The sequence below is a fragment of the Streptomyces sp. NPDC004327 genome (assembly GCF_042873935.1).
In the GTDB taxonomy this organism is placed as follows: Bacteria; Actinomycetota; Actinomycetes; order Streptomycetales; family Streptomycetaceae; genus Streptomyces.
On record NZ_JBIAME010000002.1, the window covers coordinates 599,015 to 613,191 of the forward strand.

General features: G+C 75.1%; 13 protein-coding genes. 4 read left to right on the forward strand and 9 right to left on the reverse strand.

Translation table 11 applies throughout. The features are described 5' to 3' along the window. Positions 1–16: 16 nt before the first annotated feature. The 5 genes from ACFYU9_RS08735 to ACFYU9_RS08755 form a co-directional block, all read right to left on the reverse strand. The gene (locus ACFYU9_RS08735; protein WP_389343708.1) at positions 17–1,501 is read right to left on the reverse strand and encodes a carboxyl transferase domain-containing protein; all 1,485 of its coding nucleotides are present in this window, start codon (positions 1,499–1,501) and stop codon (positions 17–19) included. Continuing rightward, the gene (locus tag ACFYU9_RS08740) at positions 1,488–3,002 is read right to left on the reverse strand and encodes an acyl-CoA synthetase (protein WP_389343711.1); all 1,515 of its coding nucleotides are present in this window, start codon (positions 3,000–3,002) and stop codon (positions 1,488–1,490) included. The genes ACFYU9_RS08735 and ACFYU9_RS08740 overlap by 14 nt, the downstream gene beginning before the upstream one ends. Positions 3,003–3,137: 135 nt before the next feature. Then, positions 3,138–4,556, reverse strand: coding sequence for a GAF domain-containing protein (locus ACFYU9_RS08745; protein ID WP_389206733.1), 1,419 nt, complete (start codon positions 4,554–4,556; stop codon positions 3,138–3,140). 45 nt (positions 4,557–4,601) lie between these two features. After that, positions 4,602–5,735, reverse strand: coding sequence for a rod shape-determining protein (locus ACFYU9_RS08750; protein WP_389205864.1), 1,134 nt, complete (start codon positions 5,733–5,735; stop codon positions 4,602–4,604). A gap of 170 nt (positions 5,736–5,905) precedes the next feature. Next, complete coding sequence (locus tag ACFYU9_RS08755; protein ID WP_389205862.1) at positions 5,906–6,481, reverse strand: hypothetical protein; 576 nt, start codon at positions 6,479–6,481, stop codon at positions 5,906–5,908. A 144-nt stretch (positions 6,482–6,625) separates the two neighbouring features. Here ACFYU9_RS08755 and ACFYU9_RS08760 point away from each other — a divergent pair, with 144 nt between their 5' ends. Then, positions 6,626–7,459 carry a hypothetical protein gene (locus ACFYU9_RS08760; RefSeq protein ID WP_389343714.1) on the forward strand — a complete coding sequence of 278 codons (834 nt, stop codon included), beginning with the start codon at positions 6,626–6,628 and terminating at the stop codon, positions 7,457–7,459. Between the two features lie 19 nt (positions 7,460–7,478). Here ACFYU9_RS08760 and ACFYU9_RS08765 read toward each other — a convergent pair whose 3' ends face one another. After that, positions 7,479–7,940 carry a MarR family winged helix-turn-helix transcriptional regulator gene (locus tag ACFYU9_RS08765; protein ID WP_389205858.1) on the reverse strand — a complete coding sequence of 154 codons (462 nt, stop codon included), beginning with the start codon at positions 7,938–7,940 and terminating at the stop codon, positions 7,479–7,481. 89 nt (positions 7,941–8,029) lie between these two features. On the opposite strand from ACFYU9_RS08765, the gene ACFYU9_RS08770 reads away from it, so the two are divergent. The 3 genes from ACFYU9_RS08770 to ACFYU9_RS08780 all read left to right on the forward strand — a co-directional run bounded on the left by ACFYU9_RS08770 (position 8,030) and on the right by ACFYU9_RS08780 (position 10,475). Further along, positions 8,030–9,049, forward strand: a complete 1,020-nt coding sequence (locus tag ACFYU9_RS08770; RefSeq protein WP_389343717.1) for an NADP-dependent oxidoreductase — start codon at positions 8,030–8,032, stop codon at positions 9,047–9,049. A 93-nt stretch (positions 9,050–9,142) separates the two neighbouring features. Further along, positions 9,143–9,565, forward strand: coding sequence for an organic hydroperoxide resistance protein (locus ACFYU9_RS08775; protein ID WP_389343720.1), 423 nt, complete (start codon positions 9,143–9,145; stop codon positions 9,563–9,565). 103 nt (positions 9,566–9,668) lie between these two features. After that, on the forward strand, positions 9,669–10,475 hold the full coding sequence (locus ACFYU9_RS08780; RefSeq protein WP_389343723.1) for an EI24 domain-containing protein: 807 nt from the start codon (positions 9,669–9,671) through the stop codon (positions 10,473–10,475). 25 nt (positions 10,476–10,500) lie between these two features. Here ACFYU9_RS08780 and ACFYU9_RS08785 read toward each other — a convergent pair whose 3' ends face one another. From ACFYU9_RS08785 to ACFYU9_RS08795, 3 genes are all read right to left on the reverse strand, one after another. Continuing rightward, positions 10,501–11,727 (reverse strand): serine hydrolase domain-containing protein, encoded by a 1,227-nt coding sequence (locus ACFYU9_RS08785; RefSeq protein WP_389343726.1) that lies wholly within the window; start codon positions 11,725–11,727, stop codon positions 10,501–10,503. A 180-nt stretch (positions 11,728–11,907) separates the two neighbouring features. Then, positions 11,908–13,122, reverse strand: coding sequence for a PP2C family protein-serine/threonine phosphatase (locus ACFYU9_RS08790; RefSeq protein ID WP_389205850.1), 1,215 nt, complete (start codon positions 13,120–13,122; stop codon positions 11,908–11,910). A 41-nt stretch (positions 13,123–13,163) separates the two neighbouring features. Then, positions 13,164–14,129, reverse strand: coding sequence for a LysR family transcriptional regulator (locus tag ACFYU9_RS08795; RefSeq protein ID WP_389205849.1), 966 nt, complete (start codon positions 14,127–14,129; stop codon positions 13,164–13,166). Between the last annotated feature and the right edge of the window lie 48 nt (positions 14,130–14,177).

Consider the following 14,177-nt stretch of genomic DNA (forward strand, 5'->3'; position numbering starts at 1 on the left):
CCGTCGCGAAGCCCCCTCACCCCGAGGGGGCTTCGTGCTGTCCGACGATCCCGCGGGCGACGCCGAGGTCCACCAGATCCTGCGGCCGCAGCCGCAGCTGACCGGCCGTCTCCGGCACCCGGTCCGGCGTCCGCTTCAGGATCTGCGCGGCGAGCTCCGGCGCGATCACCGAGAAGTAGCCGTCCGGCGTCACCCACAGGCCGCCCGGCGCGGCCAGCGCCAGCGCCCCGCCCGAACCGCCCTCGCCGACGAGCAGCGAGGTGACGGGCACCCGCGCCCCCGCGATCACCCCGAACACCTCCGCGATCGCCGGTCCCGCCCCCGCCCGCTCCGCCTCGGCGTCATTGGCCGCGCCCGGCGTGTCGATCAGCGTGAGCACCGGGATGCCCAGCCGGTCCGCGAGCCCGATCAGCCGCGCCGCCGTCCGGAACCCGGCCGGCCGTGTCGCCCCGCCCAACTGGGCGGCGTACGCCACGACCTGCCCGCCCGGCCCGATCCCGAACCCGCACTCCACCCCGGCGTCGACCCCGCCGGCCCGGTCGCCGCTGACGGCCGCGCGCGTCTCGAAGTACCCGTCGAGATACGCGAGGGCCCGCGGCCGGCCGGCCTCCCGGGCCCGCAGCACCGCCTCCCAGCCGGTGGCGGGGAGGGGGAGGTCGCGCAGGGCGCGGGGCGGGGGAGCGGGCGCGGGGCCGGCGCCCGCCCGCGCCCCGTCGCCCGGCTCCGAGGCGGTGTGGCCGGCCGCGTCCGGCGACAGCAGTCGCAGCCACAGCGTCAGCGTCTCCCGCAGCCGTTCCGGTGTCACGAGCGCGTCCACGTGGCCGTGGGCGTGCTGGTCCTCCGCCGTGTACGCGGCCGGGTCGGCGTCCGCGGGGCGGACGCGGGAGCCGGCGAAGGCGACCTGGGCGGCGGGGAGGGCGAGGACGAGGTCGGCGGCGGCGCCGAGGGTGGCCCAGCCGCCGCCGGTGGTGGGGTCGCGCAGGACGGCGAGGTGGGGGAGGCCGGCGGCGCGGAGGCGGACGGAGGCGGCGGCGACGCGCTGGAGCTGGGTGAGGGCGATCATGCCCTCCTGCATGCGGCTGCCGCCGGTCGCCACGAGCGACACCAGCGGGAGCCGGCGCTCGGCCGCCGTGCGGAACGCGGCGACGAGCCGGTCACCGGCCGCCCGCCCGAGCGAGCCGCCGAGGAAGCCGAACTCGAAGACGACGAGCACGCACGGCCGGCCGCCGACGCGCGCCAGGCCGTACAGCACCGACTCGTCGGCGCCGGTCCGTTCGGCGGCCCGGGCGCGGGAGGCGTCGTAACCGGTCCAGCCGATCGGCCCGTCGGCGGTGAGCGGCTCCGGCGCGTCCTCCTCTGGCGTCCAGTCGTCGGCCGGCCGGCGTGCGTCGTCCTCCGGGGCCCAGTCGTCGTCCGCCCCGCGCGGCCCGGTGAGCGGCGCGAACTCGTCCGTGACCAGCGCGATCCAGGCCCGCGCCGGCCTCCGCTCAGCCGCGGTCACGGAGCGCCTGCTCACGGAGGGCCTGCTCACCGAGGGCCTTCTTCAGGATCTTGCCCATGTCGTTGCGGGGCAGCGCCTCCAGGTAGCGCACCTCGCGCGGGCGCTTGTGCGGCGCGAGGAGCGCGGACACATGGCCGGCGAGGGCCTCGGCGGACGGCGGGTCCGCCGGGTCGGCCGGGACGACCCAGGCCACGATCCGCTCGCCCAGGTCCGCGTCCGGCGCGCCGGTCACCGCCGCCTCGCGCACGCCCGGGTGCTCCAGGAGCGCGTTCTCGATCTCGCCCGCGCCGATCTTGTAGCCGCCGCTCTTGATGAGGTCGGTGGCCTTGCGGCCGACGATCCGGACGTAGCCGTCGGGCTCCCGTACCGCCATGTCCCCGGTACGGAACCAGCCGTCCGGCGTGAAGGCCGCGGCCGTCGCGTCCGGCCGGTTGAGATACGCGGTGAAGAGGTTCGGGCCGCGCACCTGGATCTCGCCGACCGTCTCCCCGTCCGGCTCCGGCAGGACCGAGCCGTCCTCCTCCACCAGGCGCAGCTCGACGCCGTCGAGCGGCAGCCCCACCGACCCCGGGCGCGGACCCGACCCGACGGGTACGGACGCGGGGGTCTGGGGGGTGACCCCCAGAGAACACAGCATCAGGGTCTCGGTCATCCCGTACCGCTCGATCACCGTGCGCCCCGTCGCCGCCGTGATCCGCTCGTGGTCGTGCACCGGCAGCGCGGCCGAGCCGGAGACGAGCAGCCGGGCCGCCGTCAGGGCGCGGACGAGCGCGGGCTCGTGGGGCAGGGCCTCGGCGAGGCGGTGGTACATGGTCGGGACGCCGAACAGCATCGTCCCGCCGCCCTCGCCCAGCTCCTTCGCGACGCCCTCGACGGAGAAGCCGCCCAGGTGCCGCACCTCGCCGCCGCGCCGCAGCGGGCCGAGGACGCCGAGGACCAGGCCGTGGACGTGGAAGAGCGGCAGGCCGTGCACGAGGACGTCGTCGCGGGTCCACGCCCAGGCGGTGGCCAGCGCGTCGAGGGAGGCGGCGACGGCGCGGCGGGAGAGCACGGCGCCCTTGGGCGGGCCGGTGGTGCCGGAGGTGTAGACGATCAGGGCGGCGGCCTCCGGGTCCGTCACCGCCTCCTGCGCCTGCCGCCCGCCCGGCGCCCGTACGTCGACGTCGATCCTCGTCAGGTCCGCCATCTCGCGCGGCAGTTCGTCGCCCGCGCCGGCGAGGACCAGGGCCGGGCGGCTGTCGCCGAGGATGTGGTGCAGCTCGCCGGAGCCGATCCGCGGGTTCAGCGGCACCGCGGGCACGCCGGCGAGCAGGGCCGCCACGACGGCGACCGCCGTCTCCGCCGTGGGCGTGGCCCAGACGGCGACCCGGCCCGTGCGCGGCAGCCGGGAGGCCAGGGTGCCGGCGGCGCGCGCCAGCCCCTCGTAGGTCAACGTCTGCGCGCCGAAGCGCAGGGCGGGCCGGTCGGTGGCGGCCCGCAGGGCCGGGAACAAGGCGCTCATGGCGGCATTCTGCCCAGCCGCCGGGGCCGGCCCGCTGCGACCTTGCTCACGTCGGCCGCGGAGTGTCGCCTTCGGGCCTCCCGTGGGGCGCCACACACCATGCCCATGCCGAAGCCCCCGAGCGGCCCCGCGCTCCTACGGCCACGTCACCACCGCCGGCGGCCGCCCGTCGTCCGCCACGCGCAGCCGCAGCCCCGCCGTGCCAGGGGCCCCGCCCCCGTCCGCGCTCACCTCGACCGTCACCGCCCCGACGCCCGGCCGCCGGTGGGCCGCGGCGAGCGCGCCGCGCAGTGCGGCGAGCAGCCGCTCGGCGCCGGCGTCGCCCTCGGCGAGGGTGTCGACGGCGCCGGAGAAGTGCACGGACGGCTGGAAGCCGAGGAGCGCGGCCGCGCCGCCGGTCTCGCGCAGCACCCGGCCGCGGAAGGAGGCCGGGGCGTCGGCGGGCGGCTGCTGGAGCGCGAAGATCGCGGTGCGGACCTCCTGGATCGTCGAGTCCAGCTCGTCCACGGCCCTCCCGAGCAGCGTGTCCACCTCCTGCACGGCGGCCCGGCGGCGGGTGGACTCCAGCATCATCTCGGTGGCGAAGAGGCGCTGGACGACGAGATCGTGCAGGTCGCGGGCGATCCGGTCGCGGTCCTCGTAGACGGCGAGCCGCTCGCGGTCGTGCTGGGCGTCGGCGAGGACGAGGGCGAGCGCGGCCTGGGAGGCGAACTGGGAGGCGAGCAGCCGGTCGACGGCGGTGTACGGGCGGCCGCCGCGGCGGCGGGGCAGCGCGAGGGTGCCGATGAGCTTTCCGCCGCTCTGCAGCGGCAGCATCATCGAGGGCCCGAAGCGGCTGCGGACGTGCGTGGTCATCCGGGGATCGGTCGCCGAGTCCTCGACGAACACCGGCTCGCCGCCGAGCAGCTGGACCAGGACGGGGGAGCCGGGCGCGATCGTGGTGCCGAGGAGGTCGCCGGGGTCGCCGGAGGCGGAGGCGGCGACGATCTCCATGCCGCCTTCCGCGGTGGGCTGGAGCACCACGCCGGCGGAGGCGTCGGCGAGCAGCCTGGCCCGCTCGGCGACGGTCAGCAGGGCGTCCTCGGCGGGCTTTCCGGCGAGCAGGGCCGTGGTGACGGCGGCCGCGCCCTCGATCCAGCGTTCGCGCAGGCGGGCGGTGTCGTGGAGGCGGGCGTTGCCGATGGCGATGCCGGCCTGGGAGGCGAGGACCCTGAGCAGGGCGTGGTCCTCGTCGGTGAAGGGGCCGGCCGCCTTGCCGGTGAGGCGGAGGTGGCCGAAGACCTCGGTGTGGACGCGGATGGGCACGTCGAGGAAGGGCCGGGCGGCGCGGCGGCCCGCGGGCCCGCCGGAGGTGAACAGCTCGGTGACGCGGCGGCGCTCGGGGTCGACGACCCCGAGCGTGCCGTGACGGGCGCCGGTCAGCTCGGTGGCGGCGTCCACGATGTGCTGCAGGGTGGCGTGGAGTTCGGTTTCGCTGCCGACGCCGAGGACGGCGTCGAGGAGCAGGGGCAGGCGGGGTTCCGGCTCGTCTCCGGTTCCGGCGCCCGCACCCATGATCGACACGGTGTCATTGTCGTACAAAACGACCCGATCGAGGGTTTACTGGTCGTCGGACAGACGGTTCTCGGCCAGGCGGTCGTCCGCGGGGCGGTCCTTCGCCAGGCGGTCGTCGGACGGCCGGTCGTCCGCCGGGCGGTCCTCCGCCAGCGGGTCGAGGACCAGCGACTGGACCCGGCCCTCCAGCATCGCGCCGAGCCCGAGCACGGCGCAGACGTCCGGGCGTTCGGCGATGTGCACGGGCATGCCGGTCGCCTCGCGCAGCATCTGGTCCAGGCCCGGCAGCAGGGCGCTGCCGCCGACCATCATGATGCCGCGGTCGGCGAGGTCGGCCACCAGGTCCGGCGGGCAGTCGCGGAGGATCTTGCCGATGCCGTCGAGGACGGCGGTCAGCGGCGTCTGGATGGCGTGGCGCACGGCCGCGGTGTCGACGGTCACCGAGCGGGCCAGGCCGGTGGCCACGTCACGGCCGTGGATCTCGGTGTACGTGGGGCCCTGCAGCGTCAGGCCGTTTCCGTGCAGGGCGACCTGGAGCGGGCGGACCGACTGGCTCGGCAGCATCAGTTCGTGCTGGTGGCGCAGGTGCTGGATGACCGCGTGGTCGATGGCGTCGCCGCCGACCGGGATCCGCTCGGCGGTCACGATCGCGCCGAGCGAGAGGACCGCGACCTGCGTGGTGGCCGCCCCGCACACCATGATCATGGTCGCGGTCGGCTGCTCGACCGGGAGTCCGCAGCCCACGGCCGCCGCGATCAGGGTGTCGACGAGCTCCACGCGGCGGGCGCCGAGACCGACCAGGGTCTCCACGGCGGCGCGCTGGGCGAGCGGATCGCTGTCGTGCGGGGTGCAGGCGGCGGCGCGCAGCCGGGGCTTGCGGCGCAGCTGGCGGCGGAGCTTGTCGCCGAGGAGGTGACGGAGCATCCGCTGCGCCATCTCGATGTCGACGACGGTGCCGCCGGAGACCGGACGGACCACCCGGATGTAGTCCGGGGTGCGGCCGGTCATCTTCTCGGCGAGGGCGCCGACGGCGATGAGCGCGCCGGTGCGGGTGTTCACGGCGGCGACGGACGGCTCGTCGACGACGAGTCCGGCGCCCTTCACGAAGACCCGGGTGCGGGCGGCGCCCAGGTCGACGGCGACATGGCAGCGGCGCAGCTGCTCAAGGCTGACGGTCACGGCGGTCCTCCGAAGTGCGGTGCTGGCACGAGGCGAGGCGAGGGGGCGCGCGGAGCGCGTTCCTGTGCTGTTGCTTCCTTCGCATCGTCCTGCGGGCGCGGCCGGGGCGCGCGCCGAACTGAGCCGCCAGGGGGGTGCCGTCGTACTGACGGACAATCAGGCCGGCCGGGCTACCGCGCCGGCAGCGGAGGGACGAGACGCTGCAGCAGGCCCCACGCGAACTCCGCGCCGTGCTCCGTGCCGTCGGGGAGGGTGAAGTCGAGGCGGGTCAGGGCCGGCGAGACGCCCTCGCGGGGGCGGGGGTCGCGGACGGCGCGCCACACTTCGTCGGCGGTGACCTGCCAGGGGACCAGATCGGCCGCGGTGCGCAGCGGCGGCACGGGAGCGCCGGCGGCGCGGGTCAGCGAGCGGGCCCAGACGGTGCGCCGGGGCGGGCCGGTCAGGACGGTGAAGCGCAGGGCGGGCCAGAGCGGCACCGGCCAGCTCCACGCCTCGCTGCCGGGGTGGCCGGGCGCGGCCTCGCGGGTCTCCGGATCACCGAGGGCCTGCCGGTAGCGGTCGAACTCGCCCGGTCCGCGCCCCGCGTGCGCCCACGCCTGCCACCGCTTGTTCGCCTCCCGCATCTCGCCGCGCGAGGCGCCCAGTTCGCGCAGCGCGTCCTCGACCAGCCCCGGTTGGTGGTCGGCCATCCGGCGCAGCAGGACGAGCTGGAACTCGTACGGCCCAAAGGGGGCGGCAGGGGTCATGCGCCCATCCTGCCCGAAGGGGGAGATACGAGGCGGGCTGCGCACATCTCGGCGGCGCCACGCCGACAACCTGCGCTTTCCTCACAGGATCCTCACCTCCGCGCCTTCAGCCGGGCCGGTGCCTGCGCATAGCCTGCGGGCGCCATGGACTACTGCCCCCAGTGCCGACGGCATCTCAACGGCGCCCTGGCCTGTGCCGGCTGCGGAACCCCCGCCGAAGAGCTGCGGTACTTCTCCCCCCACCCGTCCTCCCCGCCCCGGGCGCTCGCGGAACCGGCCGACACCCTGCCGCCCGTCGCGCCGGAGTTCAGCTACGAGCTGGACCCGGTCGAGCCGCCCGGTCCCACCGGAGGGCGCGCCGCCGCGCGCCGCCGGAACCAGCGGTCCGGCCGGAAGGGCGGCGGCCGCCGGGCGCGCTCCCGCGGCGGGCGCGCGGTGCTGCTCGGCGCCCTCGGCGTCGCGCTCGCGGCCGGGTCGCTGACCCTGGCCAAGGCGGCCCTGGAGCCGCCGGTCGACGACGGCGCCGCCACCGCCGTCCAGGAGGACGACGTCACCCGGGCGACCCTCGACCCCGACCCGCCGGCCCCCTCGGACTCCACCGGACCGTCCGACGGTCCCGGCCCGGTCGACTCCGGCTCGCCGCGCCCGGTGCACAGCGGCCACCCGACCCGCGGCTCCAGCCGCGGCACCGGCACGGGAGACGGCACCGGAGCCGGCACGGGCACGGGTACGGATTCCGGGACGGGTACGGGAGCGGGCGGCGGCGCCGGGCCCGCGCCCAGCGGCACCGCGAGCCCCGGCGACGCGACGCCGTCCGGCACGCCCTCGGGCAGCGCCTCGCCGTCCGCGAGTGGCACGGCCTCCGGCCCGCGCACCGGCACCCCGGCACCACCGGGCAACGGAGGCCCGGCCGGCAGCCCGAGTCCGACCCCCAGCCCGACGAAGACCTGTACGCCGTTCCTGTGGTGGTGCGTCTAGGCCCAGGGCCGGACAGGCCCTAGCTCTCGGACATCCCGGAGATCGCGTCCTCGCCCAGCATCCGCTTCAGCAGGTCGCGCAGGAGCGTGCGCTCCGCCGCCGTCAGCTCGCCGAGCGGCTCGCGCGCGAAGCGCAGCGACTCGCGCAGCCGGCGGGCGGTGGCGCGGCCCTCGTCGGTGGGGGCGGCGACCTTGACGCGGCGGTCGGCCGGGTCGGGGCGGCGCTCGACCAGGCCGCGGGACTCCAGGCGGTCGATGATCCCCGTCACGTTCGACGGCTCGCACCGGAGCTTGTCGGCGATCTTCCGCATCGGTGTGGGCTCCAGCGCGAGCAGGCCGAGCACGCGCGCCTGCGCGCCGGTCAGCGCGTGGGCGGCGGCCGCCTCCTCGTACTCCTCGTGGTACCGCGCCACGACCGTGCCGATCAGCTCGACGACTTCGAGGGTCAGCGGGTCCGTGCGCGGGGCGGGCGTTGAGGGCATGCCCACCATCGTACTCCGATACTTGACAACATGAAATATTCAGGAGCATGGTTGTTTCACTAGCTGAAGCTTTTCTGGAGGTCCCGCAGATGTCCGTCCTTCCCGCGTCCAGCCGCGAGTGGCACCTCGTCTCCCGTCCGCACGGCTGGCCCGTGCCCGCGGACTTCGCCCTGCGCGAGGTGCCGGTCGGCGAGCCCGCCGAGGGCCGGATCCTGGTGCGCAACCTGCACTTCTCCGTCGACCCGTACATGCGCGGCCGGATGAACGACGTGAAGTCGTACATCGCCCCCTTCAAGCTCGACCACCCCATGGACGGCGGCGCGGTCGGCGAGGTCGTCGCCTCCAACGCCGAGGGCTTCGCCGTCGGCGACCACGTGCTGCACGGCCTCGGCTGGCGGGAGTACGCGGAGGTGCCCGCCCAGCACGCCACCAAGGTCGACCCGGAGCTCGCCCCGCTCTCCACGTACCTCGGCGTGCTCGGCATGCCCGGCCTGACGGCCTACGCGGGCCTCTTCGAGGTCGCCTCCTTCAAGGAGGGCGACGCCGTCTTCGTCTCCGGCGCGGCCGGCGCCGTCGGCAGCCAGGTCGGCCAGATGGCGAAGCTCAAGGGCGCCTCCCGGGTCATCGGCTCGGCCGGCTCCGACGAGAAGGTCAAGTGGCTCGTCGAGGAGCTCGGCTTCGACGCCGCCTTCAACTACAAGAACGGCCCGGTCAAGGACCAGCTGCGCGAGGCCGCCCCGGACGGCATCGACGTCTACTTCGACAACGTCGGCGGCGACCACCTCGAAGCCGCCCTCGCCACGCTCAACGTGCACGGCCGCGCCACCATCTGCGGCATGATCGCGCAGTACAACGACACCGAGCCGGTCCCCGGCCCGCGCAACATGGCCACGATCATCGGCAAGCGGCTCCGCCTCCAGGGCGTCCTCGTCGGCGACCACTACGGCCTGCAGCCCCGCTTCGTCGAGGAGGTCGGCGGCTGGCTGCGCTCCGGCGAGCTGAAGTACGGCGAGACGATCGTCGAGGGCATCGAGAACGGCACGGACGCCTTCCTCGGCCTGCTCCGCGGCGACAACACCGGCAAGATGGTCGTCTCGCTCGCCGGCTAGCCGACCCGGCCCGCCGGCCGACCCGTTAGTCTTCCCCCAGCCGTCGCGATCGTGGGCGCGAGTCGCGGCGAACGAAAAAGGAAGACAAACAGCATGTCGATTCAGCAGTCCGACGTCCTGTACACCGCCGTCGCCACCGCCGAGAACGGTCGCGACGGCCGGGTCGCCACCGACGACGGCAAGCTCGACGTCGTCGTCAACCCGCCCAAGGCCATGGGCGGCTCCGGTGACGGCACCAACCCGGAGCAGCTCTTCGCCGCCGGCTACAGCGCCTGCTTCCAGGGCGCGCTGGGCGTCGTCGCCCGCAACGAGAACGCGGACGTCTCCGGCTCGACGGTCACCGCCGAGGTCGGCATCGGCAAGAACGACGACGGCTTCGGCATCATCGTGAAGATCTCGGCGACCATCCCCAACGTGGACGCCGAGACGGCCAAGAGCCTGATCGAGAAGGCCCACCAGGTGTGCCCGTACTCCAAGGCCACCCGGGGCAACATCACGGTCGAGTTCGCCATCTGATCCCTGGAACGGCAGAATTGAGCCGAGGGCCGCACTCTGACCGACCAGGGTGCGGCCCTCCCTCGTCCGCGGCACCGCCCGGCCGGCGGCTAGGGTGGCCGCCATGCGTGATTTCGGGGTGGGATTCGGTTACCTGCTGCAAGGGCAGAAGTGGGTCGGCAGGCACGGCCGCTGGTTCGGGTTCGGGCTGCTGCCCGGGCTCGTGACCCTCGTGCTGTACGTGGGGGCGTTCGTCGGCCTCTTCTACGGCGTCGACGACCTCACCGCGTGGGCCACACCCTTCGCCGACGACTGGGGTTCGCCCTGGCAGGGCCTGCTCCGCGGCACGCTGGACTTCCTCGTCTACGCGCTCGGCCTGTTCCTCGCCGTGATCACCTTCACCGCCGTCACGCTCCTCGTCGGCCAGCCCTTCTACGAGTCGCTGTCGGAGGCGGTCGACCGCACCGAGGGCGGCGAGGCGCCCGAGTCCGGTCTCTCGCTCTGGCGCGAGCTGTGGATCTCGGCACGGGACAGCCTGCGGGTCCTGGTGCGGGTCGCGTTCTACGGCATCCTGCTCTTCGCCGCCGGGTTCGTCCCGGTCGTCGGCCAGACCGTCGTGCCGGCCATCGGCTTCTGCGTCTCGGGCTTCTTCCTCGCCGAGGAGCTGACGGCGGTCGCGCTCCAGCGCCGCGGCGTCGAGTTCAAGGAGCGCCTCGGACTGCTGCGCGGCCGCCGCATGGCCGCACTCGGCTTCGGCGTGCCGCTCACCCTCGCCTTCCTGATCCCCTTCGTCGCCGTCCTGCTGATGCCGGGCGCGGTCGCCGGGGCCACCCTGATGGCGCGCGACCTGAACGGCGAGACGGCGGCCGACGGCGACGGCGACGGCGAGGGGAGCGGCGAGACGAACGGTGTGGCGCACCTGAGCGCCTGACCCGCATCCCGGGTCCCGGCCCAGGTCAGGGGACGAGCGGGTGCTCCGGGGCGAGCGCCGCCGCGATCCGGCCCGCGACCTCCTGGGCCATGTTGCCCTCGGCCGTCTCCGGCGTCTTGGTCGCGGACACCGCGATGGCCAGCCGCCGCGACGGCAGATACGCCTGGAGCGCCGCGTACCCGGAGAACGACGGGTTCTGCAGCAGCCAGGTGTTGGCGACGATGACGCCGAGCCCGAAGTGCTTGTCCTCGGTCTGCTTCAGGCAGATGTCGGCCGGGCACTTCTTCGTCGGCGTGCCGAGGCCGACCGTGCCCGGGTTCAGCAGGGTGCGGTACGAGCGCCGGGAGATCAGCTCGCCGCTGCCGATGCCCTGCGCGGAGCGGGCCATGTCGCAGACGGTCGAGGTGATCACCGCGCCGGGCCCGGTGGTCCACGACGGGTTCCAGAAGGTCGACTCCTCGTAGATCCCGCGGTCCGAGGTGAAGGCGTGCAGCGTCGGGCGGGGGATCTCGGGTGTGAAGTTGTTCTGCGTGTCGTGCAGCCCCAGCGGGCCGGTGACCTGCTCCTCCACCAGCCGGTCGATCCGCTGCCCGGTGATCCGCTCCAGGGCGCGCTCCAGGAGCAGGTAGTTGGCGTGCGAGTAGCTCCAGTTGGTGCCCGGGTCGTACCAGAAGGAGTGCGAGAACGGGAAGGCGAGCAGTTCGTCGGGCGTCCAGTGGCGGAACGGGTGCGCCGCGAGCTCCTTGCCGAACTTCGGGTCGGTCACGTAGTCGTGCAGGCCGCTGGTGTTGTCGGCCAGCATGCGGATCGTGATCTCCTTCGCCCGCGGCACCTCGGGCAGCCAGGGCTCCACCGTGGCGTCGAGGTCGACCCGGCCCTGCTCGACCAGGCGCAGCAGGGCCGTGCCGATGTGCGCGAAGGCCACCGAACCGGCCCGGAAGTGCATGTCCGGCTCGGCCGGGACGCCGGTCATCGACTCGCCGAGCCCGTCGGTGGCGACCTCCCGCCCGTCGATGGTGACCCGCAGCAGCACCGCCTTCAGCTTGAGGTCCTTCTTGGCCTGGCGGGCGATGTCGAGGACCATGCGGCCCTGCTCGTCCGGGTGCTCGGTGCGGACGCAGTCGTGGCGGCCGTGCTCGCCGTGGCCGCCGGGCGGCCCCGCGGCCCCGGCGGCGACGGCCGTGGCGGGGAGGGCGGCGGCGAGCAGGGCGGCGGCGAGGAGGGCCGCGCGGATGCGGGGGGTGGGTGCCATGCCCGCACTATGGCGGTACGGGCTGTTTCGCCCCGAACGAACACTCCGTACGACGGGTGGGCCCCGCCCATGTGGCCGCGCGCCGCCGGGCCGCCCGGACGCCGCCCGTCCGTTTACCCGCGCTCCGCCGGGCCGCCCGCACGCCGCACCGCCCCTGTGCCCGCGCGCCGCCCGGGCGCCTCACAGCCCGACCACGATCAGCGCCGTGTCGTCCGTCGCCCCGCCCACCGGCAGCATGTCGAGCAGCAGCGCGTCCGCCAGCTCCTCCGGGTCCGCGCCGCGGTGCCGCCGGAGCGCCTCGGCGAGCCGGGCGAGCCCGGCGTCGATGTCCTCGCTGCGCCGCTCGACCAGGCCGTCGGTGTAGAGCACCAGGGCCGAGCCCGACTCGAACGCGGCCTCGGCCTGTGGCCGGCGGACGTGCGCCAGGTGCGCGCCGAGCGGCGGGTCCGTCGCCCCGTCCAGATACTCCACGCGCCCGTCCGGGTGCGCGAGCGCGGGCGGCGGGTGTCCGGCGCTGCTGTAGGTGACGACGCCCCGCTCGTAGTCGATCCACGTCTCGACGGCCGTGGAGTTCTCGGCGCCGTCCACCGAGCGCGCGTACAGGTCGAGCACGTCCAGGGCCTGCGCGGGCCCCCGCACCACCCGCGAGGCGGCGCTGAGCGCGCTGCGCAGCTGGCCCATCACCCCGGCGGCGGCCAGGCCGTGCCCCACGACGTCGCCGACCGCCACCCCGATCCGGTCGCCGTCGAGCGCGACCAGGTCGTACCAGTCGCCGCACACGTTCAGCGCGCCCACCGCCGGCCGGTAGCGGACGGCGGCCCGGTGCGGCCCGATCGGGCCGGGCGCCGGCAGCATCGCCTCCTGAAGGGCGAGCGCCACCTCCCGCTCCCGGGCGTGCGCGTCGCGCAGCCGCTCGTTGACCTCCTGGAGCTCGCGCGCCCGCGTGTACAGCTCGGCCTCCAGGACCCGGGTGCGCCCGCCGGGCGGCCCGCCACGGGCCCGGATCAGCTCGGTGACCTCCTCCACCCGGTGCACCAGCAGCTCGACCCGCCCGTCCGGGCCGAGCACGGGCGCGTTGACGGGGCTCCAGTAGCGCTCCTCCCACTCCCCGGGCCGCTCCCGCGACTCGACGTCGTAGCGCTGCGGGGCCATGGAGTCCCGCTCGCCGGTCTCCAGGACCCGCCGGAGCGACGCCGCCAGGTTCCGCACCCCGCTCGCGGCCGGGTCGTGCGGGTTGTCGGGGAAGACGTCGAAGAGGTAGCGGCCGATCAGCTGCTCCCGGGTGCGGCCCGACAGCCGCAGGAAGTCGTCGTTGGCGTCCACGTACACCAGGCCGGGGGTGAGCAGCGCGACCATGCCGGGCAGCTCCCGGAACACCTGGGCGTAGTCGATCACCGTCGCTCACCTCTGCCACTCACCTGTGACACCAGGGTCGCTCAGTCGAGCGCCGGGTGCAGCTCCGGCCGGGCCTCCCACCACCGGCGGTGGAAGTCGTTGTGGTGCACGTTGTCCAGGTAGGCGAGCCCCGCGGCCCGGTAGAGCAGGCGGGCGCGGCGCTCGGAGACGGCGGCGCGGTTCCAGGCGAGGCGGATCCGGCCGGTGATCGGGTCGCCGGCCAGCGGCCGCAGCACGGTGCCCGCGGCGGGCGGGGCGGTCGGCTGGGAGACGGAGATCGCGCGGCCGGCCGCGATCAGGTCGTAGTGCATCTTGCGGTCGGCGATCCGGTAGCGCAGCGACGGGGTGAAGCCGGCCTTCCGGCACGCCTCGACCAGCGCCTCCGGGCCGCCGTCGTCGTCCTCGACCATGGTCATCCAGGTCTCGCCGGCCAGGTCGGCGAGGTCGACCCGGTCCCGGCCGGCCAGCGGGTGCGCCGCCGACACGCGGACGCAGAACGGTTCCCTCGCCACGAGGGTGCGGGCCGCGACGCCCTCGGGCAGCGCCACCTCGTGGTCGTTGACCTCCCCGTACAGGATCGCGTCGTACTGCCCGGCGCCGAGCATCCGGCTGAGCGTGGTCACCGAGTGCTCGACGTCGATGCTGACGGCGATCTCCTGCCCGGACAGCTCCTCGTCCAGCCGGCCGATCAGCCGGTCCACGAGGACCAGCAGGATGCAGCCGAGCCGCAGCGCCGGGTGCGGGGCCGCGGCCCGGGCACCGGCCGCGAGGGCGTCCATCTCGCCGAGCACCCGGCGCGCCCTGGACAGGACGAACTCGCCCAGCGGCGTCGGCTCCACGCCGAGCCGGCCGCGCGTGAACAGCTCGCCGCCCGCGGCCCGTTCGATCCGCCGCAACTGTGCGGAGAGGGCCGGCTGCGACACCCCGAGCCGGGCCGCCGCGCGCCCCAGACTGCCCGCTTCCGCTATCCGGCAGACGGCTTCGAGATGCCTCAACTCCAACTGCATTTCGCCAGGTTAGACAGTGGGTGGGGGCGGAGGGCAGGGTTCGGGCGG